This window comes from Shewanella sp. 1CM18E (assembly GCF_023161665.1).
Classification (GTDB): Bacteria; Pseudomonadota; Gammaproteobacteria; order Enterobacterales; family Shewanellaceae; genus Shewanella.
Genome location: NZ_JALNTW010000001.1, coordinates 439,692 through 462,422, shown reverse-complemented (window position 1 = coordinate 462,422; position 22,731 = coordinate 439,692). Strand labels below are relative to the sequence as shown.

At 41.7% G+C, this 22,731-nt stretch carries 19 protein-coding genes; 12 read left to right on the top strand and 7 right to left on the bottom strand.

Going from position 1 to position 22,731, the window contains the following annotated elements:
- Positions 1-12: 12 nt before the first annotated feature.
- Together thrC and MSG37_RS01955 are read left to right on the top strand one after the other, a co-directional pair.
- Entirely contained in the window at positions 13-1,299 is a 1,287-nt protein-coding gene (gene thrC / locus MSG37_RS01960; RefSeq protein WP_248468877.1) for a threonine synthase, read from the top strand.
- Positions 1,300-1,544: 245 nt separating this feature from the next.
- Positions 1,545-1,835 carry a hypothetical protein gene (locus tag MSG37_RS01955; RefSeq protein ID WP_248468876.1) on the top strand — a complete coding sequence of 97 codons (291 nt, stop codon included), beginning with the start codon at positions 1,545-1,547 and terminating at the stop codon, positions 1,833-1,835.
- Between the two features lie 89 nt (positions 1,836-1,924).
- On the opposite strand, the gene nfo is transcribed toward MSG37_RS01955, so the two are convergent.
- Complete coding sequence (nfo, locus tag MSG37_RS01950) at positions 1,925-2,779, bottom strand: deoxyribonuclease IV (protein WP_248468875.1); 855 nt, start codon at positions 2,777-2,779, stop codon at positions 1,925-1,927.
- Positions 2,780-3,019: 240 nt separating this feature from the next.
- On the opposite strand from nfo, the gene MSG37_RS01945 reads away from it, so the two are divergent.
- Positions 3,020-3,559 (top strand): hemerythrin domain-containing protein, encoded by a 540-nt coding sequence (locus tag MSG37_RS01945; RefSeq protein ID WP_248468874.1) that lies wholly within the window; start codon positions 3,020-3,022, stop codon positions 3,557-3,559.
- A gap of 110 nt (positions 3,560-3,669) precedes the next feature.
- Here the strand turns inward: MSG37_RS01945 and MSG37_RS01940 are convergent, their stop codons facing one another.
- The 4 genes from MSG37_RS01940 to MSG37_RS01925 all read right to left on the bottom strand — a co-directional run bounded on the left by MSG37_RS01940 (position 3,670) and on the right by MSG37_RS01925 (position 8,085).
- On the bottom strand, positions 3,670-3,855 hold the full coding sequence (locus tag MSG37_RS01940) for a DUF3545 family protein (RefSeq protein WP_220781052.1): 186 nt from the start codon (positions 3,853-3,855) through the stop codon (positions 3,670-3,672).
- A 235-nt stretch (positions 3,856-4,090) separates the two neighbouring features.
- Positions 4,091-5,728: a glucose-6-phosphate isomerase gene (pgi, locus tag MSG37_RS01935; protein ID WP_248468873.1), complete on the bottom strand. Its 1,638-nt coding sequence runs from the start codon at positions 5,726-5,728 to the stop codon at positions 4,091-4,093.
- Positions 5,729-5,745: 17 nt separating this feature from the next.
- Positions 5,746-6,702 (bottom strand): transaldolase, encoded by a 957-nt coding sequence (gene tal, locus MSG37_RS01930; protein WP_248468872.1) that lies wholly within the window; start codon positions 6,700-6,702, stop codon positions 5,746-5,748.
- Positions 6,703-6,987: 285 nt separating this feature from the next.
- Positions 6,988-8,085, bottom strand: a complete 1,098-nt coding sequence (locus MSG37_RS01925; protein WP_248468871.1) for an OmpA family protein — start codon at positions 8,083-8,085, stop codon at positions 6,988-6,990.
- Positions 8,086-9,058: 973 nt separating this feature from the next.
- Here MSG37_RS01925 and MSG37_RS01920 point away from each other — a divergent pair.
- Both MSG37_RS01920 and yaaA read left to right on the top strand, forming a co-directional pair.
- Positions 9,059-10,528: an alanine/glycine:cation symporter family protein gene (locus MSG37_RS01920; protein WP_248468870.1), complete on the top strand. Its 1,470-nt coding sequence runs from the start codon at positions 9,059-9,061 to the stop codon at positions 10,526-10,528.
- 113 nt (positions 10,529-10,641) lie between these two features.
- The gene (yaaA, locus tag MSG37_RS01915; RefSeq protein ID WP_248468869.1) at positions 10,642-11,415 is read left to right on the top strand and encodes a peroxide stress protein YaaA; all 774 of its coding nucleotides are present in this window, start codon (positions 10,642-10,644) and stop codon (positions 11,413-11,415) included.
- Positions 11,416-11,528: 113 nt separating this feature from the next.
- On the opposite strand, the gene MSG37_RS01910 is transcribed toward yaaA, so the two are convergent.
- Positions 11,529-12,929, bottom strand: coding sequence for a M20/M25/M40 family metallo-hydrolase (locus MSG37_RS01910; protein WP_248468868.1), 1,401 nt, complete (start codon positions 12,927-12,929; stop codon positions 11,529-11,531).
- A gap of 136 nt (positions 12,930-13,065) precedes the next feature.
- On the opposite strand from MSG37_RS01910, the gene MSG37_RS01905 reads away from it, so the two are divergent.
- On the top strand, positions 13,066-13,380 hold the full coding sequence (locus tag MSG37_RS01905) for a metalloregulator ArsR/SmtB family transcription factor (RefSeq protein WP_028767516.1): 315 nt from the start codon (positions 13,066-13,068) through the stop codon (positions 13,378-13,380).
- Positions 13,381-14,714: 1,334 nt separating this feature from the next.
- Here the strand turns inward: MSG37_RS01905 and rpsT are convergent.
- Positions 14,715-14,981: a 30S ribosomal protein S20 gene (rpsT, locus tag MSG37_RS01900; RefSeq protein ID WP_028767517.1), complete on the bottom strand. Its 267-nt coding sequence runs from the start codon at positions 14,979-14,981 to the stop codon at positions 14,715-14,717.
- A 255-nt stretch (positions 14,982-15,236) separates the two neighbouring features.
- Here rpsT and murJ point away from each other — a divergent pair, with 255 nt between their 5' ends.
- The 6 genes from murJ (at position 15,237) to ispH (ending at position 22,641) form a co-directional block, all read left to right on the top strand.
- Positions 15,237-16,796 carry a murein biosynthesis integral membrane protein MurJ gene (murJ, locus tag MSG37_RS01895; protein WP_248468867.1) on the top strand — a complete coding sequence of 520 codons (1,560 nt, stop codon included), beginning with the start codon at positions 15,237-15,239 and terminating at the stop codon, positions 16,794-16,796.
- 65 nt (positions 16,797-16,861) lie between these two features.
- On the top strand, positions 16,862-17,797 hold the full coding sequence (ribF, locus tag MSG37_RS01890; RefSeq protein WP_248468866.1) for a bifunctional riboflavin kinase/FAD synthetase: 936 nt from the start codon (positions 16,862-16,864) through the stop codon (positions 17,795-17,797).
- A 30-nt stretch (positions 17,798-17,827) separates the two neighbouring features.
- Positions 17,828-20,650: an isoleucine--tRNA ligase gene (gene ileS / locus MSG37_RS01885; RefSeq protein ID WP_248468865.1), complete on the top strand. Its 2,823-nt coding sequence runs from the start codon at positions 17,828-17,830 to the stop codon at positions 20,648-20,650.
- A gap of 118 nt (positions 20,651-20,768) precedes the next feature.
- Positions 20,769-21,281: a signal peptidase II gene (lspA, locus tag MSG37_RS01880; RefSeq protein ID WP_248468864.1), complete on the top strand. Its 513-nt coding sequence runs from the start codon at positions 20,769-20,771 to the stop codon at positions 21,279-21,281.
- Between the two features lie 5 nt (positions 21,282-21,286).
- Positions 21,287-21,709 (top strand): FKBP-type peptidyl-prolyl cis-trans isomerase, encoded by a 423-nt coding sequence (gene fkpB / locus MSG37_RS01875; RefSeq protein ID WP_248468863.1) that lies wholly within the window; start codon positions 21,287-21,289, stop codon positions 21,707-21,709.
- A gap of 2 nt (positions 21,710-21,711) precedes the next feature.
- Complete coding sequence (gene ispH, locus MSG37_RS01870; RefSeq protein WP_248468862.1) at positions 21,712-22,641, top strand: 4-hydroxy-3-methylbut-2-enyl diphosphate reductase; 930 nt, start codon at positions 21,712-21,714, stop codon at positions 22,639-22,641.
- The last annotated feature ends 90 nt before the right edge of the window (positions 22,642-22,731 follow it).

Genomic DNA, 22,731 nt, shown 5'->3' with positions numbered 1-22,731 from the left:
AGGGAAGTCGTCATGCAGTTATATAACCTAAAACATCCATCGCAGGTCGTTAGCTTTACTGAAGCGGTAAAACTTGGCTTAGGTAAAGACAGGGGATTGTTTTTTCCAAAGCAGATCCCGCAGCTACAGGATATTGATAGCTTACTAGCACTACCATTTGTTGAAAGAAGCAAAAAAGTGATCGGTGCTTGGTTAGCCTCAGAACTTGGGCAAGATACCGTAGACAGATTAGTAGAGCGTGCATTTAACTTCGAGTTGCCATTGGTTAAAGCTGATGAAAACCTGTATAGCCTTGAGTTATTCCACGGGCCGACATTAGCGTTTAAAGACTTTGGTGCACGCTTTATGGCTCAATGTTTAAATGAGTTAGCTAAGTCAGAAAAGATTAATATTTTGACTGCAACCTCTGGTGATACTGGCGCTGCGGTGGCTGATGCGTTTTATGGTTTAGACAATATTAATGTTGTTGTGCTTTATCCAAAAGGCAAGATTAGTGTTCTGCAGGAAAAGATGTTCACTACCTTAGGCGACAATATTCATACTGTGGCCGTCCAGTCTGACTTTGATGCTTGCCAAACATTAGTGAAGCAGTCTTTTGAAGATTTAGATATTCGTGATGGTTTGCATTTAAACTCGGCAAACTCAATTAATATCAGCCGACTTCTTGCACAAATCTGTTATTACTTTGAAGCCGTTGCCCAGTTTAAACAGCAAAATGATAGTGATCCTGTGATAGCTGTACCAAGTGGTAACTTTGGTAACCTGACAGCGGGCCTTTTCGCTAAGGCTATGGGCTTGCCTGTTAAGCGTTTTGTTGCTGCAACCAATAGTAATGATACGGTTCCGCGCTATTTAGGTAATGGCGAGTGGTTGCCTGAGCCAACGGTGGCAACTATGTCTAACGCAATGGACGTTGCCGAGCCTAGTAATTGGCCTAGAGTTGAAGCAATTGTTACGGCTATGAATTGGTCACTTGATGAGATCATCGGTTTAGGTGTGTCTGAAGGTGACACTAGCGAGTCGGTAAAAGCATTAAATTGTGCTGGCTACCTATCTGAGCCACATGCCGCGATTGCTGCACTAGCGCTTAAACAAACTATGGCTGGTGATGAAAAAGGGATCTTCTTAGCCACAGCGCATCCAGCTAAGTTTAATGAAGCGGTAGAAGATATTTTACAAATCGAGTTACCTTTGCCAGAAGCATTAGCCCGAGTGGTACCAAAAGCGATTTTATCGGCCGAATTGGCAGATGATTTTCAGCAGTTGAAAACGCATTTATTTAAGATCTTAGCGGCATAAATCGACAATGTTACTAAAAATGGAAGCTGTTAATGCTTCCTTTTTTTTGTTGTGGATTTGTGGCTATTCATTTAAATATACAGGTGGTTTTTAGCTGTAGTTGCAAGCTATTGATGCTTAGTCATGTTCATTAACATGGGTAACCAAATGTGAGCGGCTAGGCTTTTCTTGTGTGATCCGTATCACTAATTGCAGTTGGTATTTTTTATATCGTGCGCGACTCTTTTTAAATTGGAGTCGTGACAGTGTTTCGTTTTATTGTGGGGGTTTTATGTGTCAGTCTGCTAGCGGGCTGCGCAACTGAAGATATTGAGCTATATCACCGAATAAACGAAGCTTACGACTTTGAAGTAACACATTGTGATAGCTTTGCTATGGTTACTGGATTTGGCCGTGGCGATAATGCACTAGCTGATGCAAGACTAAGCGCTATTAAGCAAGGTGAGGAGCTTAAAGGCACTCATATCGTTTGGTTACAATCAGATCTTGGCGAGCCAACCAAAGTGGTTGCGGTTGTCTATAAGTGTTTAATGTAGCGCTTTTCTGCCGTCTTGTGCTTAAGTGATGTATCAGCGCCATAAGATAATGGCGCTAAATGCACATAGATTTACTTAACAGTTGCCATTTATTGCTTAGCTAAATAACGTAACCAGTTTATCTCTTCTCGCCAGATCTCTGGCTGCACCGTCTCTAAAATCAGTGGGATCCCTTGCATGACTTCTAGCTTCATTAAGCTAGCAAACGCTTGCTGACCGATTTCGCCTTGCCCTAGAGATTGATGTCTATCAACACGGCTATTTAACGGCGTTTTACTATCATTTAAATGCATAGCCTTTAGGTATTGGTTACCAACGACTTTATCAAACAAATCTAAAGTTTGATTGCAGGTATCATTGGTTCTTATATCGTAGCCAGCGGCAAAAAGGTGACAAGTATCGATACAGACGCCTACTCGAGACTTATCTTCCACACCATCAATGATTTGCGCTAATTGCTCAAAACTATGGCCCAGATTGGAACCTTGACCTGCAGTATTTTCAATTACGGCAGTTACACCTGAGCTGCAATCTAGCGCCAAGTTTATTGATTCACTGATCCGCGCAAGACACTCATCTATTGAGATTTTTCGCAAGTGACTGCCGGGGTGGAAGTTTAATAAGCTCAAGCCTATTTGTTCACAGCGCTTTATTTCATCAATAAAAGCTAATCGTGATTTATGCAATAGTTCGTTATCTGGATGACCTAAATTTATCAGGTAGCTGTCGTGAGGCAAAATAGCTTCCATTGAGATACTTGCTTCATCGCAGCGCTGTCTAAATAGTTGTATTTGTTCGGCTTCAAGCTCTTTTGCTTGCCAGCGGCGTTGATTTTTAGTGAATAGAGCAAATGCATTTGCGCCAATTGCGGCGGCGTTGAGTGGGGCGTTGGCTATGCCTCCAGAGGCACTAACATGAGCACCTATAAAATGGGTTTGTTGCATTTATTCTGTTCCTGCTATTTTTCGATAGTCATGCATTATCGCATGTGGCTGGAGCGAATTAGCAATTTATCCTTGTTAATTATTTAGAAGTTTGCACATCAGTAGTAAGTGGTTGTTTCTAGTTTAAATCAGTTTGATCTGTATCATTCACCTGGGTTTTAGTTGTCTGCTATGTTGGGTGTTCTTTGTACGCTTTACTAATATAAAAGGTAGTGGGTGAGAATGAAGGTGGAGAAAACTATGCTAGCAAGACTCATGCACGACCATAAGCATATCGCGAAACTGCTTACGGTTTTATCTGCAAAATATACTAAGCTCGCTGCTGGTGAGCCGATTAATTACAACGTAGTACGTGACATTGTTGAGTATATGCAAAGCTATGCTGAGCATAGCCATCACCCTTTAGAAGATATTATTTCAGAGTTTTATGGCAGCAAATTCCAATCGAACCCTACAGGTGAAGCATTGTTGGCAGACCATGAAGCACTAAGTGATGCATCATCATCACTGATGGCGACCCTAAATCTCATTTTAAGTGACATCGTCGTATCTAAAGAGCAGCTTGTGCTCGATCTCAAAAGTTATGTTCAGTTACAGCGTAATCACATGGAATTTGAAGAGTCGTCAGTTTTTCCTAAATGGAAAGAGGCTTTTACTGATAGTGACTGGCAGACAGTAACTGCTATGTGTAATGAGCGGTTAATTGATGATCCGTTATTTAATGAAAACGGTGCAGTGTTATTTGAAGAGCTTAGGGATTATTTAGCTACAACTGAATAGCATTGAGAGGATACATATCGCTATCAGGGATGCTGACAGGCATTAATACTGGGAAATGGCTGCAAAACAAAAAAGAGCGCTAATGCGCTCTTTTTATGAGTTATGTAAAATTACATAAGGAGGCTGTCTAACTCACCATCAAAACCGTTGTCCATTTCTTGAAGTTCTTTAAGTAAGCGGTGCTTTTCTTTTAATACTTCAATTTCACGCCATTTCCGCTTTTTATTGGAGCTTCTCGAGCGGCTTGGCTTTTCAACAATACTATCTAGCGCACTACCATAATCAAGTCGATTCATGGCAACCTCCTCTGGTTTATTTTGTTTTCAAATAAATAGCATGATTTTTGTTCATGGTGCAACTAAAATGTTTCAAAAATGTTAAATCAGGATGAAGTTTTAATGTTTTGGTTTAAGAGCAAGGGAGTGAGATATGGTTATAACTTATAACAAGATTGGAATGCTTAACTGTAGAAAACAAAAAAGCCAGTCGAAACTGGCTTTTTTAAGATAACTCATAAGGTGAGATTTAAGCTTAAATTTTTCCCTGCCTAAACAGATTAATTAAACTGTTACTTGATGAGTCTAGTTCGTCAGCATTTTTATCTGTTGTGAGACGGTCTAGAACATCGTTGCCTAACTGCTTACCAAGTTCAACTCCCCATTGATCGAAAGAGTTAATTTGCCAAATAGCGCCCTGAACAAAGGTTCTGTGCTCATAAAGCGCAATAAGTGAACCTAATGTCGCTGGAGTTAATTTATCCATTAAAATGGTATTGCTTGGCTTATTACCCGGCATGACTTTGTGCTTAGCTATCAGCTGTTTTTGATCATCGCTAAGCTGGCTGCTCGCTAGTTCAGCTAATGCTTCTTCAAACGTTCTACCTTGCATTAAAGCTTGAGTTTGGCCAAAACAGTTTGAAGCAAGCTGTACATGATGTTCTCCAACAGGATTATGGCTATTTAAAGGCATAATAAAGTCAGCAGGGATCAGTGCTGTACCTTGGTGTAATAGCTGGTGGTACGCGTGTTGACCATTTGTACCTTCACCGCCCCAGATAATCGGTCCAGTGCTGTAATCGACATCAGTACCATTTAGAGTGACAGATTTACCATTACTTTCCATATCAAGTTGCTGGAAGTAGGCTGGTAAGCCTCTTAAGTAATGATCGTAAGTCAGAACCACATGAGACTGAGCGTTAAAGAAATTGCCGTACCAAAGAGAGAATAGACCCATAATAACTGGCATATTGTTCTCTAACGGTGTATTGGCAAAATGCTCATCCATAGCATGAGCTCCGGCTAATAATTCTCGAAAATTATCCATGCCGATTAGCAGAGCAATAGGTAAACCAATAGCTGACCAAAGCGAGTAACGCCCACCAACCCAATCCCACATTGGGAAAATATTGTTGGCGTCGATACCAAACTCAGTGGCTTTTTCAACATTTGAGCTAACAGCAACAAAGTGTTTAGCAACGTCCGCTTGAGTTGCACCTTGCTTTAAAAACCACTCTTTGGCGGTAAGCGTGTTGGTTAACGTCTCTTGAGTGCCAAAAGATTTAGACGACATCACAAATAAAGTCGTTTGTGGATCGAGATTTTTTAGCTTCTCAGTAATTGAGGTACCATCAACGTTAGCAACAAAATGACAATTTAGCTTACCAGTCCAGTACGGACGTAGTGCTTGCGATACGATTTTAGGCCCTAAGAAAGAACCGCCAATACCAATGCTAACAACATCTGTGATGGTTTTGCCTGTATAGCCAAGCCAATCACCTGATGTTACTGAACTAACGAACTCACCCATTTTTGCCAATGTTTGCTGCACTTCAGCGACAATGTTATTGCCGTCAAGATTTATTACTTGATCTGCAGGAGCACGCAGAGCGGTATGAAGAACAGCTCTTTGCTCGGTATTGTTGATGATATCGCCGGCAAACATCGCTTTTATTTTTGATTCAAGCTGGCTTTCTTTAGCTAGCTTGAACAACAGAGATAATGTCTCGTTAGAAGCGCGGTTTTTTGAGTAATCGAGCAACAATCCACAAGCTTGGGCTGACATATTGTCAAAGCGCTGTGGTTCAGTGCTAAATAGCTCACGCATATGCGGCAGTGTTTTACTGTGCTGCGCTAATGCTTGCCATGTGGCTTGTTGAGTGAGTTCAGTCATTTTGTGGTCCTATTCCTTTAAGACGAAAGTTTGTTTTTTAGCATCACTTCAAGCTTACCTTGGTCGATAGCGAAGTTACGAATGCCTTCTGCAAGCTTTTCTACAGCCATTGCATCTTCATTAAATTCCCAACGGAACTGAGCTTCAGTCATATCCGCTTCTGGAGCGACAACTTCAGTGGCTGGTAGTAGCTTTTGTACAATAGGAGTTGTGCTGTTTTGCAGTTCTTCTAAAAGTGCTGGACCAATCGTTAGACGGTCACAACCAGCTAGCTCAATGATCTCACCAGTGTTACGGAAGCTTGCGCCCATAACTACGGTATTGAAGCCATGACGCTTGTAGTAGTTGTAGATGCTTGTTACTGAAACAACGCCTGGATCTTCGCTAGCTGAATATTCAAGACCTGTGTCCTTCTTATACCAGTCTAAGATACGGCCAACAAAAGGAGAGATCAGGTATACGCCCGCTTCAGCACATGCACGAGCCTGTGCAAAGCTAAATAATAAGGTTAGGTTACAGTTGATACCTTCTTGCTCAAGCTGTTTTGCTGCGCAAATACCTTCCCAAGTTGAAGCAAGCTTAATTAGAATGCGAGACTTATCAATACCAGCTTCTTGGTATAGTTTGATTAGCTTATGAGCTTTAGCAATTGAGCCTTCTTTATCAAAAGATAGACGTGCATCAACCTCGGTAGAAATACGGCCTGGAACAATCTTTAAAATCTCTAAACCGATATTAACTGCAAGCTTGTCCCCAGCATCTTCAATTTGCTGTGCAAGATCATCACTTTGGCTTTTAGCCCAGCTGATGGCGTTTTCGATTAGGCCACTGTACTCAGGGATTTCTGATGCTTTTAAAATAAGAGACGGATTAGTGGTTGCGTCTTCTGGCTGGTAACGTTTTATGGCTTCAATATCGCCAGTGTCGGCAACGATGGTAGTGAAAGGTTTGAGTTGTTCTAATGTGTTGGCCATGGGTCTTACATCCTTACTCTTTGAACAGCATAGAATTGGACAATTAATTTAGTAGCTATTAAAAGCCATTTTAATCAACATTCCAACCATATATGAAAAAAAATTACACAAAAGTTGCTGAAAATCATTTAAACGCACTTTTTTTGTAATCTAACTACAAGATTTTGCTAAGAATTGGTGTTCGGTAAAAGTTTAATTCAGAAGTATAGCGTTTTTATGAAAGTTCAAAACTAAAAAAGCTCACGATTGTGACAACCGTGAGCTTTGTTGAGAACGCTAATTAGCTTATTTTAGAACAGGTGTTTTTTCGCTACCTGTTACATGTGCTTCAATGCGGCGATTAGCTTGGTTAGCTTCGCGTGAACTACCTTCAATTAATGGCTGAGTAATACCATAGCCTTTAGATGAAACGCGTCCAGGTGCGATACCGTATTTGTTGATTAGGATATCAGCGACAGATGCTGCACGGCGCTCAGATAGAGCCATGTTGTAATCTGCTTTACCTGTATTAGAAGCATGACCAGAGATTGTCACTTCCGCATTAGGGTGCTTGTTCATGTAGTCGGCAAGCTCTTTAATATCTTGGTAAGAAGCTTGATTGACTTTAGCTGAGTTAGAGGCAAATTTGGCTTCAATATCAAATTTGTCTTCTGTTACTTGATAAATTGTACAGCCATTGGCATCGACTTTATGTGTAGACGGGGTATTTGGACATTGGTCCATATCGTCATTTACACCATCATTGTCTGAGTCTGTAACAATTACTGGCGCGACTACAGGGGCTGGTTTGGCTTTGCTACCAAAGCGATAGCTGAGCTCTAGACCCCAATAGTTACTTTCCATTTCAAGTGTTTTCCATTTATCTTCGTCAAGGTTTTCGTAACGACGATATTTTGCTTGGATCTTTAGGTTGTCAGTAATGTTATAACCAATACCCGCACCAACGTAGGGTGCGACACCATTGTCACTGTAGTACTCAGAACCCCATTGCTTGTTATTTGAAATAATGTAGTTAAAAGCACCAGCTTCAGCTGACAAACTCCAGTCACCAGCAAAAGGCCAGAATGCTACAAGACCAAGGTTCATACCTTTAGCCCCTACATCGTTTAGCTTGTTTGAGTAGTCGACCCATTGAGCTCGACCTAGATCTCGATAACCTAGCTCTACGCCGAAGTAGTCGTTGAATAGATAACCTGCAAATACGTCCCATGCATAAGGATCATCTTCACCACAGGTCTTCATGGTTTTTTGATCACAATTAGGCTCGTAATTATTGATGCCGACACCGCCACCTACATACCAGGGGCTCATGCCGTCAGCTGCGCTAGCAGCAAAAGGTAACATCGAAGTAAGCAGAACTGCTTTGAGTGTATTGTTCATCATTCAAAATCCTTATGTTTTATTTATAAAACTCCTCCGTCTGTTAGAATTTATTCTAAACAGAGCCAGCACTTATCACGGAGTTCCTTTATATTTTAGCTGGCTGACACTATTATCTGTTGCAAATGTAATATTTTCCACTTTAATTGCAAAATATTATGTAATCTTAAAGTTGCAAATTATCGCTTTTGCAAGTTTCTATCTTTGATTTAACTCAATCAAACATCTAATTCGGTTCAATTTTAAATCGCTAAGCGTCAATTTTAGCTTCTAGACTTGCGGCTCTATTGGTGTACTTCATCGCCTTGAAAGCAGCACAATGGCTGACTGATATGGCTGCTCGCTGGCTTAGAGTTTTTATATTAGTGTTGAGGATGACGTTTTAGCACAAGAGGATTAAAGGAGAAAAAGCTTGTGAGTTATTTGAAGTGCAGTCTTTAGCAATTATTTAAAGGCTAATTAAAGTTAGTAAATTAACATGCTGATGTTTATTTGCGCACAATCTGACTGTTCAAAGTCGATTTTCGTTATAGATATATTATTTTTCAATAACTGCAGACCTGTCTTGAAAGGTTATAAAACGATATTAATTTCAAATTTATCCATCATTTGTAATTAATTTACTTAAATGGGTGGCACATTTGAGTGAAAATTGGCTGTTTATGTAGTCGAATATCATTATATTGCATGTATATGCAGTGTTAATTTGGTTAATATGCTTGACGGCTTATAAAGGTTGATGTGATGCGGTTGTCAGGTAAATGAGAAACTGTGATCTATATCGCTCGGGATTAAAGAGATGCTATGCTATTTTGCTGCGCGGAATGCAGCAGGCGTGATGTAATTTTTTCACGTTTAAGATAATCTGAAAATAAAATCTGCTGTTATTTAAATACTTTATGAAGGACAAACACAGGATAAACCTAATCCAGTGTTCGACCCGCTAGATTATGTTTGTCATGGGGATTGAAATTATATGATAGAAACGACGGTTAATTTTCTCAATGCGTTGCTTTGGGGAAAGCTTTTAGTTTACGGACTGGTTGGTGCCGGCCTGTACTTTACAATTCGACTGGCATTCATTCAGATCACGCATTTTAAGCATTCTGGTGAGATCATGCTTAAGAGCCGACAAGGTGAAAGCAAAGGTGGCCTTTCATCTTTCCAAGTTTTTTGTACGAGTATGGCGGCTCGCGTTGGTGCGGGTAACATGGCAGGTGTTGCTGTTGCGATTGGCGCGGCAGGACCTGGCGCAGTGTTTTGGATGTGGTTGATTGCTGTACTGGGTATGGCAACGGCTATGGTTGAGTCTACTTTAGCGCAGGTTTATAAAGTCCGTGATGAAGATGGTCAGTATCGTGGTGGCCCTTCATATTACATGGAGAAAGGACTTGGTCAGCGCTGGATGGGAATTTTATTCTCAGTATTTCTAATTATTGCTTTTGGCCTTGTATTCAATGCTGTACAAGCAAATACAATTACTGGTGCAATGACACAAGTGTTTGGCTTTGACCCAATGTATGTGGGTATTGCTATTGTGGTTGTTAGCGCATTTGTGATTATGGGCGGCTTGCGTAAAGTTGCTAAAGTCTCTGAAATAGTTGTGCCTGTGATGGCCATTGCTTATATCTTGATTGCGTTTGTTGTTGTTGCAATGAACCTTGAAAAGCTTCCAGATGTATTCATGTTGGTTATTAGAAGTGCATTCGGCCTACAAGAAGTGGTTGCTGGTGGTGTTGCATACACTATCGCTCAAGCTATGCAAGCGGGTATTGCTCGTGGTTTGTTCTCGAACGAAGCGGGTATGGGTAGTGCTGCAAACGTTGCAGCAAGTGCATCACCAAATCCAAATCACCCTGCATCACAAGGCTTTGTGCAAATGATGGGTGTTTTTGTTGATACTATTGTTATTTGTACTGCAACTGCTGCAATTATCTTACTTGCAGGCGACATGGGTACAAGTAGTGATGGTATTAAGTTAACGATTGATGCTTTAAGTGAGCATGTAGGTACTTGGGGCGGTGGATTTATCGCACTGGCTATTTTACTGTTTTGTTTTACCTCTATTATTGCAAACTACTCGTACGCAGAAACAAACGTTATTTTCCTATCGGGTAATAGCAAAAAAGCACTACCAATATTCAGAGTTTGTGTATTGGGCATGGTAATGTTTGGTGCTGTAGCTAAGATAGGCCTTGTATGGAACCTTGCCGATGTGTCTATGGGTCTTATGGCAACGGTGAACATTATCGCACTGCTGTTACTGTCGGGCTTGGCTATTCGCGTTATTAACGATTATCGTCAGCAGCTGAAAAGTGGTAAAACGCCGACTTTCGATGCAAGCAAGTTCCCTGAGTTAGCTAACTTAGAAGGCGATATCTGGACGAGTAAAACAGTTGCAGAAGAGATCCGCGCGCAAGAAGTTGCTCACGATACTCGCTCTTAATCTGTAACAGTTATTAGCACAATCTAAAAAACCACGCTTTTAAAGCGTGGTTTTTTTGTTTTTGATCAGTATGATTGTCACAGCTTAACAATATCTCTTTAAAGGACTTAGCGATGCTGATTCTTGTTTCCCCAGCTAAAACACTAGATTTTGATAATCCAGCCGGCACTGATAGTTATTCAATGCCAACGCTGCTAGATCAAAGTGAACAACTTATTGAAGTATGCCGTCAGTTAACGCCGACAGATATTGCGACCCTAATGAAAGTTAGCGATAAAATTGCTGGCTTAAACGTAGCGAGATTTAGCTCTTGGAATAAAGAGTTCACCCCTGAAAATGCTAAACAGGCAGTATTTGCTTTTCGAGGTGATGTATATACCGGACTCGATGCAGATACGCTTTCAGAAGCAAGCTTACAAAAAGCGCAAACACAGCTACGAATTTTGTCTGGGCTTTATGGCTTATTAAAGCCTTTAGACTTGATGCAGGCCTATCGTTTAGAGATGGGAACCCGTTTGGCTAACGATAGAGGCACTAACCTGTATCAGTTTTGGGGCGATATCATCACTGATGAATTGAACCAAACGGTTAAAGAGCAGGGCGATGAGTTTATTATTAACTTAGCCTCTAATGAATACTTCAAGGCGGTTAAGCCTAAAAAGCTAAACGCAAACTTGATCACTCCGGTATTCAAAGACTGCAAGAACGGTCAATATAAAGTGATTAGCTTTTTTGCCAAGAAAGCTCGTGGCATGATGGTGCGCTATATTCTTGATAATGATGTCACTTCACTTGAAGCGCTAACTCAGTTTGACACAGCGGGTTATTATTACAGTGAAAAAGACTCGACAGTTAACGAACCAGTGTTTTTACGTGAAGAACAGTAGAAAACACCTGTAGCAAGTGAACTCTGAATATAAAGCTCATTCAAGCAGTCATTTTGATGACTAGAATGTTTATAAAAAAGCAGCCTGATGGCTGCTTTTTCTATTGCTGAAATCTATTTAGTTGCGATAGGTCTAAGATCAATGGTTGATTGTGCCATTAGATAGGCAAATTGCGCATAGGCTGCGACGTTTTGTTGCAGCGCTGCCGGTTCAATCTTATCTAAGGTGTCGTTTGGTGTATGGTGATAGTCAAAATAATCGCTGCCATCTTGACGTAACGAGGCAACTGGCACACCCATTGATGGCAACATTGACACATCAGGGCCGCCAGAGGCTGTGTTATTTCCAATAACAACACCATTTGCGGTCATGGGTTGGCTTAACTTGCTAAGGGCGGCGTAGCCTTGTTCACTGGCTCTAAAGTCTATTTGATAAATACGCCCTGCACCAAAATCCGATTCGGCTGCAATATAGTGCTTTTCAAGTTCTGCTTGATGGGTTCTAGCGTAGGTTTTACCGCCGATTAGCCCCACTTCCTCAGCTGCATATAGCACGACTCTTACGGTTCTTGCTGGTTTTACGGCTAAGTCTTGAATGAGTTTGCCTGCGGCTGTAACAATTGCTACACCAGCGCCATCATCAATGGCACCCGTTCCTTCGTCCCAAGAGTCTAAATGGGCGCCAATCAATACTATTTCATCAGGCTTTGTAGAGCCGGTTACTTCCGCAATAACATTATAAGATGTCGCAAAGCCCTGGTTTTCTGCTGAAAGTTGCAGCTTAATTTTGATATCTTTGCTGCGCTTAAGCATGGCATTAATTAAATCTGCGTCAGGATTAGACATCGCCGCAGCGGGGATTTTATTGACGCCATCTTTGTAGCGCATCATGCCAGTGTGAGCCATTCGGTCATGATCCGTACCGATTGAACGAATGATAATAGCTAACGCGCCTTTTTCGGCAGCTGCGATGGCACCTTTGGCTCGACCACCGACGCTTTTGCCATAACCCTTACCGCTTTTATGGCGTTCAGTTACATGGTCAATAAACACAATTTTGCCGGAAACATCATCACTGCTTGATTGTTGTAACGCACTGAGGCTATCAAATCGAATAATGTTGGCTTCAATACCATCTTTAGGTGTGGCAATACTGCCACCTAAAGCGGTGATCACTAGAGGTTGGGGGAAAGGGGCGGTAATAGATGCTTTTGCTTGTCCGCGATGCCAAACAGGAACCTGAACGGCTTCTTTGTAAACTTTATCAAACCCAAGGCTTTTTAGTTTTAACTCTGCCCATTTTACGGCGACTAAATCTTGTTCGCTACCGGCTAATCTCGGGCCAACTTCAACAGTTAATGATTCAACGAGCTCATAGGCGAGATCCGAATTAAATGCTTCTTTTTGTAATTTTTGACTTACAACTTGCTCTGTAGAGTCCGAACCGACTGTTTGGCAACCAATTAAGCTAAGTGAAATCAGGCCAAAAAGTACATTGAGATAGCTGTTTTTCATAAGTTTCCTTTGTTTTTATTACGTATATCTCACTTTTAAAAACAATCTAGCAAAAAGTGTGCTTTATGTCCCGACTATATCTGTAAGGCAACGCTATATTAGGGCGGTCGGTTTGTTTTAGGAGAAATGGCTCGTAATGAATATAGAACTAATGCAACAACGAGCAGACCATGCCGTTGTATTGTTAAAAGCGTTGGCAAATGAACGTCGTCTGTTTATCTTGTGTTACCTTCTTAATGAGGGTGAGATGTGCGTTGGTGAAATGAACAAAAAGTTGGGCCTAAGCCAGTCGGCTTTGTCACAACATTTGGCTTGGTTACGTAAAGATAATTTAGTTGAAACTCGCAAAGAAGCTCAAACGGTTTACTACTCGTTAAAGAGTGAGGAAGTTGCAGAGATCATCAAGTTACTGAACAACATCTATTGCGATAGCCTAAAAACGGTCGCTTAGTAATTTGTTTAGAATAGAAGTCGGTTATTAACCCGTTTTGTGTAAAAACGGTTTTAGCTGGCTTTTATTGCTTCTGTAAGTTCAATGTCGATAGGATTAGTAGGTGACCGGCTAAGTTAGCTTGACGAAACAGGTGTTACTTAAAGGGCAATATAACGGTCTAAGATCATGATATTGCTCATTGTATAACTTGAAAGTTGGGATGATTTAAAAGGTGAGTGCTTTTGAGTCGTTAGGCAAGTTTTAGCGTGGGTCATAATGTTTTTATTCGTTATGAGTAACGCAACCATTTGCTATCAATAAAGGCTGAAGGGGACTAACAACTACACCGTGATGCTTTTCGACAAATAAAAGGTTACTTAGTGAAATCTTAGTATAGCTGTTGCGATTGATGTGCAGGGTTGTAATTAGAATTAATTAATAACTGCAATTTTTGCGTTAAGAGAAACAGTTTAGTCAAAGGCTTGGTAAGTGCTTACCTGAGTTTACATAACAAATATTGAATAGAGAGGCTTGCCTCTCTATTTTTTTGCCTAAATTTTGTGGATCTTTAGTCTACTGATTTGTTGTCGAACAACTCAATAATGATTGTTTCCCTTAGGTTTTATTGCTGCACAGTAATGACGGCTTAAAGTTAATCGGCTTGTTACTATTGCTATAAGGCTATTCTTTGACTGAACGGATATGGCAATCAATAAGGCTGCGCCAATCAGGGAAGGCTTATATGGCTATTGCTGAGAGCTAAAGAGAGTTATACCAATCAGTATAAACATTTAGTCACTCAGCGAGAATTTAGTGGTTTTGAGGCAAGGTCATTAAGTGCTCCTTGCTTTAATGACACTCACCACATCTACATCTGACCTCCAAGGATGGAGGAAATGTCTTATGTATGTCTGGAACATGCTAGACCATGTGGTTCGCAGCGAATGAAGAGCATAGTTGAACTAGGTTCAAGTTCCCTTTTTGTTAAGAGCCACAGCATCAGAATCGCTAAAACTCGCCATTCTGGAACGTTTTTGGCTGCCTACTTCTACGTTGAATACCTTTATAAGGGAATAACCATTATTGCAGCTATTCGCCTTGAATTAGTTTGCCAAAAATCGTTCTGAGTTGATCAAATTCTTATACTGATTGGTATTATTGAGCGAGGCTTGGAGTAGTTTTAGGGCGCTGTTGAAATATGGCTATTTCGGGTGATTTTAAGGCGGCAGGTATGACGAGACCGAATATCACTAGCTCTTTAATTTTGTTTTTTTGGTTTTGGGGGAAGTTGCTGAATTTTAGATATAAAAAAACCGGCCAAGGCCGGTTTTTTAATTGCTTGAAAGCTAGAATTAAGCAGCTAGTGCTTTGATTTTAGCGTTTAAGCGTGACTTATAACGAGCAGCCTTATTCTTGTGAATAAGACCTTTAGTCGCCATACGGTCAACAATTGGTTGTGCTACTGCGAAAGCAGCTGTAGCTGACGCGTGGTCACCTGCATTGATTGCAGCGATTACTTTTTTAACGTAAGTACGTAGCATTGAGCTACGGCTAGCGTTGTGCTGGCGACGCTTTTCAGATTGAAGCGCGCGCTTCTTTGCAGACTTGCTATTAGCCAAGGTGCAACTCCTAAAACTGGGTTTGGTATTTTTAAGGTCGAGGAATATGCCCTATTTTTGTCACTTTGTCAATGACAATGATTGAATCAATTCGATTAACTCAAAATAATCCAACCAGCTTGGCTATCTTCAACCTAACTCGTGTAATATGTGGCGCAATTCTAGCAGGTATTGCTAAGAGACAATAGGGCTAATACCGATTTTTACATGATATTGCCAAAGTAATTTAGCTCTGTAATTAGGGCAGGGGGCGTTTTGAGCAAGAAGTTAGTGAAGTCTGGCATGATCGTGAGTGCCATGACGTTGATTTCCCGGGTTTTAGGACTCGTCCGCGATGTAGTGATCGCCAACTTGATGGGCGCAGGCAGTAGTGCCGATGTGTTTTTCTTTGCCAATAAAATTCCCAACTTTTTAAGGCGCCTTTTTGCTGAGGGAGCATTTGCTCAAGCATTTGTACCTGTTTTGACCGAATATCAGGAGAAAAACACGCGCGCAGAAGTCAACGAGCTAATTGGCAAGGTGGCAGGTACTTTAGGTATTTTAGTCTCTATCGTAACGTTAATCGGTGTTATTGCATCTCCGGTGTTAACCGCGCTTTTTGGTGGTGGTTGGTTCTTAGCTTGGTTAAATGATGAGCCAAACGGTGAAAAATTTGAACTGGCCTCATTAATGCTTAAGATAACCTTCCCTTATCTCTGGTTTATCACTTTTACTGCCCTAGCTGGCTCGATTCTTAATACCCGTGGCCGTTTTGCTGTATCAGCCTTTACGCCTGTATTCTTAAATATTGCCATTATTAGTGCAGCGATGTTCCTATCACCTAATATGCAACAACCAGAAATTGGCCTTGCTTGCGGTGTGTTTTTAGGCGGATTGATTCAGTTTTTGTTCCAAATTCCTTTTCTTATGCAAGAAAAGGCGCTAGTTAAACCAAGTTGGGGCTGGAACCATCCTGGTGTTACTAAAATTAGAACCTTGATGATCCCGGCGCTGTTTGGTGTATCGGTATCTCAAATTAACTTGTTACTTGATACCTTTATTGCCAGCTTTTTAATGACAGGCTCTATCAGCTGGTTGTATTACTCAGATAGGTTGCTGGAGTTTCCGTTAGGGCTATTTGGTATCGCCATTGCGACTGTTATTTTACCGGCGCTTTCTAAGCGTCATGTTAATGCTGAGAGTCATGAGTTTTCCAAGACAATGGATTGGGGAGTTAAAGCAATTGTATTGCTAGGGCTTCCTGCAATGTGTGGCCTGATTATTTTAGCAAAGCCGATGTTAATGGTGCTATTTATGCGCGGCGCATTTAGCTATGAGGATGTTGAGATGGCATCTTATAGCTTAATGGCTTACGGCAGTGGTTTACTGAGCTTTATGCTGATTAAAATTTTGGCGCCGGGTTACTATTCAAGGCAAGACACTAAAACACCAGTGCGTTACGGTATCATCGCTATGGTTAGCAATATGGTATTTAACCTAATCTTTGCTATTCCGTTTGGCTATGTTGGTTTGGCAATTGCCACATCAATGTCGGCGTTGCTGAATGCATTTTTATTGTACCGAGGTTTGCATAAAGCAAACGTGTATCGATTCAATAAAAGCACCTTATGGTTCTTTGCTAAGGCAAGTGTTGCAGCTGTGGTTATGGTGTTGGTTATTTTCCAATTTGATCCGACTACTGCGCAGTGGTTAGATTTATCTTTTATAGAGCGTAGTTACACATTGGCAAAATTGATTGTATTTGCAGCAATCTCGTATTTTATTTGCTTAGTTTTGCTAGGAATTCGCCCTTGGAAGATGAAAGCTGCAGTTTGAGTGCTGATTATGGACGCTAGCTGGTATATAATCCGCCCATTTACTCTCATGTGTCGTGTAAGATAATGGAATTAATTCGCGGTATTCATAATATATTGCCGAAGCATCATGGTTGCGTATTAACAATAGGCAACTTTGATGGGGTTCACCGTGGTCATGCGGAAGTGATTAGTCGCTTGGTAGCAAAGGCTGAACATTTAGGTTTACCTGCGGCAGTGATGACATTTGAACCACAACCACAAGAGTTATTTCAAGGTGAAGATGCACCTGCGCGCTTGAGCTTATTGCGCGATAAAATCGTTTTGCTCGATGAGCTAAAAGTCGATCGCTTGTTATGTGTTAACTTTAATAAGAAGTTTGCTAGTTATAGCGCCGAAGATTTTATTGAGCAATTATTGGTTAAGGCGCTAGGCGTAAAGTATTTAGTTGTTGGTGATGATTTCTGCTTTGGTAAACAACGCCAAGGCAATTTTAATATGCTGCGTAAGGCCGGTGAAAAACACGGATTTGCAGTCGTCAGCACACAAAGCTTTATTTTGGGCGATAAGCGCGTAAGCTCTACAGAAATAAGGCAGCAGCTTGCAAAAGGTAACCTAGAGCAAGCAAGGCGTTTGTTAGGACATCCATTTACATTAAGTGGACGTGTAGCTCATGGCCAAAAAATAGGGCGAACAATAGGTTTCCCTACAGCTAATATTGCGTTAAAACGTAAAGTAACACCGGTAAGAGGTGTGTTTGCGGTAAAGCTATATTGGGACAACAGCGATATATACGAAGGCGTTGCTAATGTTGGCTTTAGACCAACGGTAAATGGTCAGGTATGTCAGTTAGAAGTCCATTTGTTTGATTTTGATGGCGATCTATATGGGAAAGCTGTTGAAGTTGAGTTAGTGGCAAAGATCAGAGACGAGCAGCCATTCGGATCGTTAGATGCGCTGAAAAAACAAATTTTAGATGATGCCAATAGAGCGAAAGCCCTACTTGGTAGCGATGCAGGCTAATAGCTTAGCGAACAAAACGGTAAAGGATCAATGAGCGACTATAAATCTACTTTGAATTTGCCGGAAACAGAGTTTCCGATGCGTGGTAATTTGGCTAATCGTGAGCCAGAGATGTTAAAATCTTGGACCGAAAACGGACTGTACCAACAGATCCGTGAAAGCCGTAAAGATGCTAAACCGTTTATTTTGCATGATGGTCCTCCATATGCAAACGGCGACATTCATATTGGCCACTCAGTAAACAAAATTCTTAAAGATATTATTATTAAGTCAAAGACCATGTCTGGCTTTGATGCGCCATATATTCCTGGTTGGGATTGTCACGGTCTGCCTATCGAATTAAAAGTCGAGCAAAAAGTCGGTAAGCCTGGTCATAAGGTTACAGCAGCAGAATTCCGTCAAAAGTGTCGTGAATATGCGGCTAAGCAAGTTGACGGACAGCGTGATGACTTTATCCGTTTAGGTGTGTTTGCTGATTGGCAAAACCCGTACCTAACGATGGATTACAGCACTGAAGCTAACATCGTGCGCTCACTTTCTAAAGTGATTGATAGCGGCCACCTGCACAAAGGTGTTAAGCCAGTGCATTGGTGTACAGATTGTGGTTCAGCATTAGCAGAAGCTGAAGTTGAATACGAAGACAAAATGTCTCCAGCCATCGACGTTGCTTTCTCTGTTGTAGATAAGCCAGCTTTACTAGCCAAGTTTGGTCTAAGTGAATACGCACATAACATCTCAATGGTTATTTGGACTACAACACCTTGGACTTTACCTGCTAACCGCGCGCTAGCTGTGGGTGCAAATGTTGAATACACCTTAGTTGAGATGGTTAAAGAAGGCCAAGCGCAAGCATTAGTGTTAGCAACGGATCTATACGAGTCATGTGTTGAGCGTTTTGGCGCAGAGTCTCATACGGTACTAGGTACTGCTGCGGGTAGTGATTTAGAGCTACTACGCTTTAACCACCCATTCTACAGCTTTGATGTGCCAGTTATTTTAGGCGATCACGTGACAGTCGATTCTGGTACTGGTGTGGTTCATACCGCTCCTGGTCATGGTCAAGACGATTTCGTGGTTGGTCAAAAGTACGGTTTAGAAGTCGCTAACCCAGTAGGGGACAACGGCGTTTATAAAGCGGATACAGAAATCTTCGCTGGTTTGCATGTATTTAAAGCGAACAAAAACGTTGTTGAGCTATTAGAAGAGAAAGGCGCGCTACTTAATCATGTACAGATTAAGCATAGCTACCCGCATTGCTGGCGCCACAAAACACCTATTATCTTCCGCGCAACGCCACAGTGGTTCATTTCTATGGATCAAAAAGGTTTGCGTCAACAAGCACTAGGTGAAATTGAACAAACTCAATGGATCCCAGATTGGGGACAAAGCCGCATCGAGAAGATGGTTGAAAACCGTCCTGACTGGTGTATTTCACGTCAACGTACGTGGGGTGTGCCTATCACTTTGTTTGTACACCGTGAAACTGAAGAGTTACACCCAGACAGCGTGTCTTTGATGGAGCGCGTAGCTGCTCGTATCGAACAAGAAGGCATTCAAGCTTGGTGGGATCTAGACGCATCTGAACTATTAGGTGATGAAGCTGACCAATACCGCAAAGTGACTGACACATTAGACGTTTGGTATGACTCAGGTTCTACGTTCTCGTCAGTGGTTGCATCACGTCCAGAGTTTAACGGTCATCCAATTGATCTATACCTTGAAGGTAGCGATCAACACCGTGGTTGGTTTATGTCGTCGCTAATGATTTCAACGGCGATGAACGGCAAAGCACCTTACAAGCAAGTATTGACTCACGGTTTCACTGTTGATGGTCAAGGCCGTAAGATGTCTAAGTCTGTGGGTAACGTGATTGCTCCGCAGCATGTAACTAATAAATTAGGTGCAGATATTCTACGCCTATGGGTTGCTGCAACAGACTACAGCGGTGAGATGACAGTTTCTGATCAGATCCTAAACCGCAGCGCTGACGCATACCGCCGTATTCGTAACACAGCTCGCTTCCTACTGGCTAACATCAATGGCTTTAACCCTGCAACCGATATGGTTGCGGTTGAAGATATGGTTGCCTTGGACCGCTGGGTTGTTCGCCGTGCAGCAGCATTGCAGCAAGAGTTATTGGAAGCGTACGAACAGTACAACTTCCATTTAGTGACGCAAAAGCTAATGCAGTTCTGCTCAGTTGAACTAGGTAGTTTCTACTTAGATATCATTAAAGACCGTCAGTACACTGCAAAAGAAGATAGCAACGCACGTCGTAGCTGTCAGTCTGCACTGTATCTGATCTCTGAAGCTATGGTGCGCTGGATTGCGCCAATTCTAAGCTTCACTGCTGATGAAATCTGGAAACTACTTCCTGGCGAGCGCGGTGAATATGTATTTACCGAAACTTGGTACGAAGGCCTTAAGTCTGTGACGCTTGAGTCAGATTTAAGCGATGAGTACTGGGAACAATTACTTGCCGTTCGCGCTGAAGTGAACAAAGTGATTGAAAACGCACGTCGTGAAAAGCAAGTGGGTGGTTCACTTGAAGCTGAAGTAACCTTGTACGCTGATGAAGCGCTGCAAGCTGCGCTTGAGAATTTAGGTGATGAGTTACGCTTTGTGTTGCTAACTTCTAAGACAGAAGTTGTTGCGTTAGCATCTGCACCAGCAGATGCAATCGAGACTGAACTTGCTTCACTTAAACTTAGCCTGAAGAAGTCTGAAGCTGAGAAGTGTGAACGTTGCTGGCACCATAGAGAAGATGTTGGCACAGTTGCTGAGCATCCAACATTATGTGCTCGCTGCGTAACAAACATTGAAGGCGATGGCGAAACTCGTCAGTTTGCCTAATCAAGCAATAGCAACGGCTCTTTTATAGGGCCGTTGTTTTTTTATCAGTTAATTTTGTATTGTTTATCAAAATCTTAAATTATACGAGTTGATGCTATCTATGGAAAAGGAACATTTAATGCCAACTAACTGGAAAGACAGTGGCTTGCGTTGGTATTGGGTAGTTGTGTTGGTATTTCTTGCCGATCAGATATCTAAACAATGGGTATTATCAAACTTTGAGTTATATGAGTCGATTCAGTTATTACCTGTTTTTAACTTTACCTATGTGCGTAACTACGGTGCGGCCTTTAGCTTTTTAAGTGATGCGGGTGGTTGGCAACGCTGGTTGTTTACCTTTGTTGCTGTAGGTTTTAGTGTGCTACTGTCGGTTTGGCTGCGTCAGCAACCAAGTAAGATGTGGCGTTTAAATCTGGCTTATACTTTAGTTATTGGCGGTGCACTAGGTAACCTTATCGACCGTTTACAGCATGGATATGTTGTCGACTTTTTAGATTTCTATTGGAATACTAGCCATTTCCCTGCATTTAATATCGCTGATTCAGCGATTTGTGTCGGTGCAGCGCTTATCATTTTGGACTCATTTGTTGCGGGCAAAGATGATAAAAAAGCAGATGGTATAAAGGAGTAACTTAGGTGTCAGAAATGCATTCAATTTTATGTCATATGAACATTGTACTGGAAGATGGCTCGACAGCTGAAAGTACACGTTCAAGCGGAAAACCGGCGCGCTTTAATGTTGGCGATGAAAGCTTAAGTCCAGCATTTGAGGCTGAGATTATTAATCTTAAACAAGGTGATAAGCACAGCTTTACATTGCAAGCAGCAGATACCTTTGGCGAGTCTAATCCAGATGCTGTGCATCATATGGATAAAAGTCGTTTTCCTGCCGATATGGCACTTGAACCGGGTGTTATCGTGAGTTTTGCTGGCCCTGGTGGTAGTGAAATTCCTGGCATGGTGAGAGATGTTGTTGGTGACTCTGTGACAATTGATTTGAATCATCCTTTGGCAGGACAAGTGCTTACTTTTGAACTTGAAGTAGTACAGGTACTTTAATTATGAATATCCTTCTGGCAAATCCACGTGGTTTTTGTGCTGGTGTAGATCGTGCTATTAGCATTGTTGAGCGAGCATTAGAACTGTTTTCACCACCAATTTATGTACGACACGAAGTGGTACATAATCGTTATGTAGTGCAAAACCTAAAAGATCGTGGTGCTGTATTTGTTGAAGAACTGGATCAAGTGCCTGACGATAGCATTGTTATCTTTAGTGCTCATGGTGTTTCTCAAGCTGTGCGACGCGAAGCTAAAAGTCGTGGTTTAAAAGTCTTTGATGCGACTTGTCCTTTAGTCACTAAAGTTCACCTGCAGGTTACTCGTGCTAGCCGTAAAGGTATTGAATGTATCTTAATTGGTCATGCTGGACACCCAGAGGTGGAAGGGACTATGGGCCAATATGACAATCCTGAAGGTGGTGTTCACTTAGTTGAGTCGCCTGAAGATGTTGCCAAACTTGTGGTTAAAGATCCTGACAATTTATGTTTTGTTACTCAAACTACATTGTCGATGGATGACACTGCAGATGTAATCGCATCTCTACAAAAGAAGTACCCTTCAATTGAAGGGCCACGTAAAGACGATATCTGCTATGCAACGCAAAACCGTCAAGATGCTGTGCGCAATGTGTCAGAGCAGGTAGAGCTGTTTATTGTCGTTGGCTCAAAAAATAGCTCGAACTCTAACAGACTGCGTGAATTAGCTGAAAAGAAAGGTACCCAAGCTTTCTTAGTGGATAACGCTGATGATGTTGATGCAAGTTGGTTTAACGGTGTGCAGCGAGTGGCTGTTACTGCAGGTGCTTCAGCTCCTGAGGTACTCGTTAAACAGGTTGTTGATGCTATCGCTAATATGGCGCCAAGTGTGGTGACAGAGGTTGAAGGTCGCTTAGAGGATACAGTGTTTGCTGTTCCTGCTGAGTTGAGATAAATCTAGCGAACTAGCTTAACCCAGATTATGTAACATAAAACAGAGGCCTTAGGCCTCTTTTTTTTCGCTTTAAATTCAGCTGTTTTCATT

What these genes read in the sequence shown, in the direction of transcription:
- thrC (WP_248468877.1), top strand. Translation starts at nt 13, where the DNA reads ATGCAGTTATATAACCTAAAACATCCATCGCAGGTCGTTAGCTTTACT.
- nfo (WP_248468875.1), bottom strand. Translation starts at nt 2,779, where the DNA reads ATGCAACAAACCCATTTTATAGGTGCTCATGTTAGTGCCTCTGGAGGC.
- tal (WP_248468872.1), bottom strand. Translation starts at nt 6,702, where the DNA reads ATGGCCAACACATTAGAACAACTCAAACCTTTCACTACCATCGTTGCC.
- MSG37_RS01910 (WP_248468868.1), bottom strand. Translation starts at nt 12,929, where the DNA reads ATGAAAAACAGCTATCTCAATGTACTTTTTGGCCTGATTTCACTTAGC.
- MSG37_RS01945 (WP_248468874.1), top strand. Translation starts at nt 3,020, where the DNA reads ATGCTAGCAAGACTCATGCACGACCATAAGCATATCGCGAAACTGCTT.
- pgi (WP_248468873.1), bottom strand. Translation starts at nt 5,728, where the DNA reads ATGACTGAACTCACTCAACAAGCCACATGGCAAGCATTAGCGCAGCAC.
- MSG37_RS01925 (WP_248468871.1), bottom strand. Translation starts at nt 8,085, where the DNA reads ATGATGAACAATACACTCAAAGCAGTTCTGCTTACTTCGATGTTACCT.
- ileS (WP_248468865.1), top strand. Translation starts at nt 17,828, where the DNA reads ATGAGCGACTATAAATCTACTTTGAATTTGCCGGAAACAGAGTTTCCG.
- MSG37_RS01920 (WP_248468870.1), top strand. Translation starts at nt 9,059, where the DNA reads ATGATAGAAACGACGGTTAATTTTCTCAATGCGTTGCTTTGGGGAAAG.
- ispH (WP_248468862.1), top strand. Translation starts at nt 21,712, where the DNA reads ATGAATATCCTTCTGGCAAATCCACGTGGTTTTTGTGCTGGTGTAGAT.
- MSG37_RS01940 (WP_220781052.1), bottom strand. Translation starts at nt 3,855, where the DNA reads ATGAATCGACTTGATTATGGTAGTGCGCTAGATAGTATTGTTGAAAAG.
- MSG37_RS01905 (WP_028767516.1), top strand. Translation starts at nt 13,066, where the DNA reads ATGAATATAGAACTAATGCAACAACGAGCAGACCATGCCGTTGTATTG.
- ribF (WP_248468866.1), top strand. Translation starts at nt 16,862, where the DNA reads ATGGAATTAATTCGCGGTATTCATAATATATTGCCGAAGCATCATGGT.
- yaaA (WP_248468869.1), top strand. Translation starts at nt 10,642, where the DNA reads ATGCTGATTCTTGTTTCCCCAGCTAAAACACTAGATTTTGATAATCCA.
- lspA (WP_248468864.1), top strand. Translation starts at nt 20,769, where the DNA reads ATGCCAACTAACTGGAAAGACAGTGGCTTGCGTTGGTATTGGGTAGTT.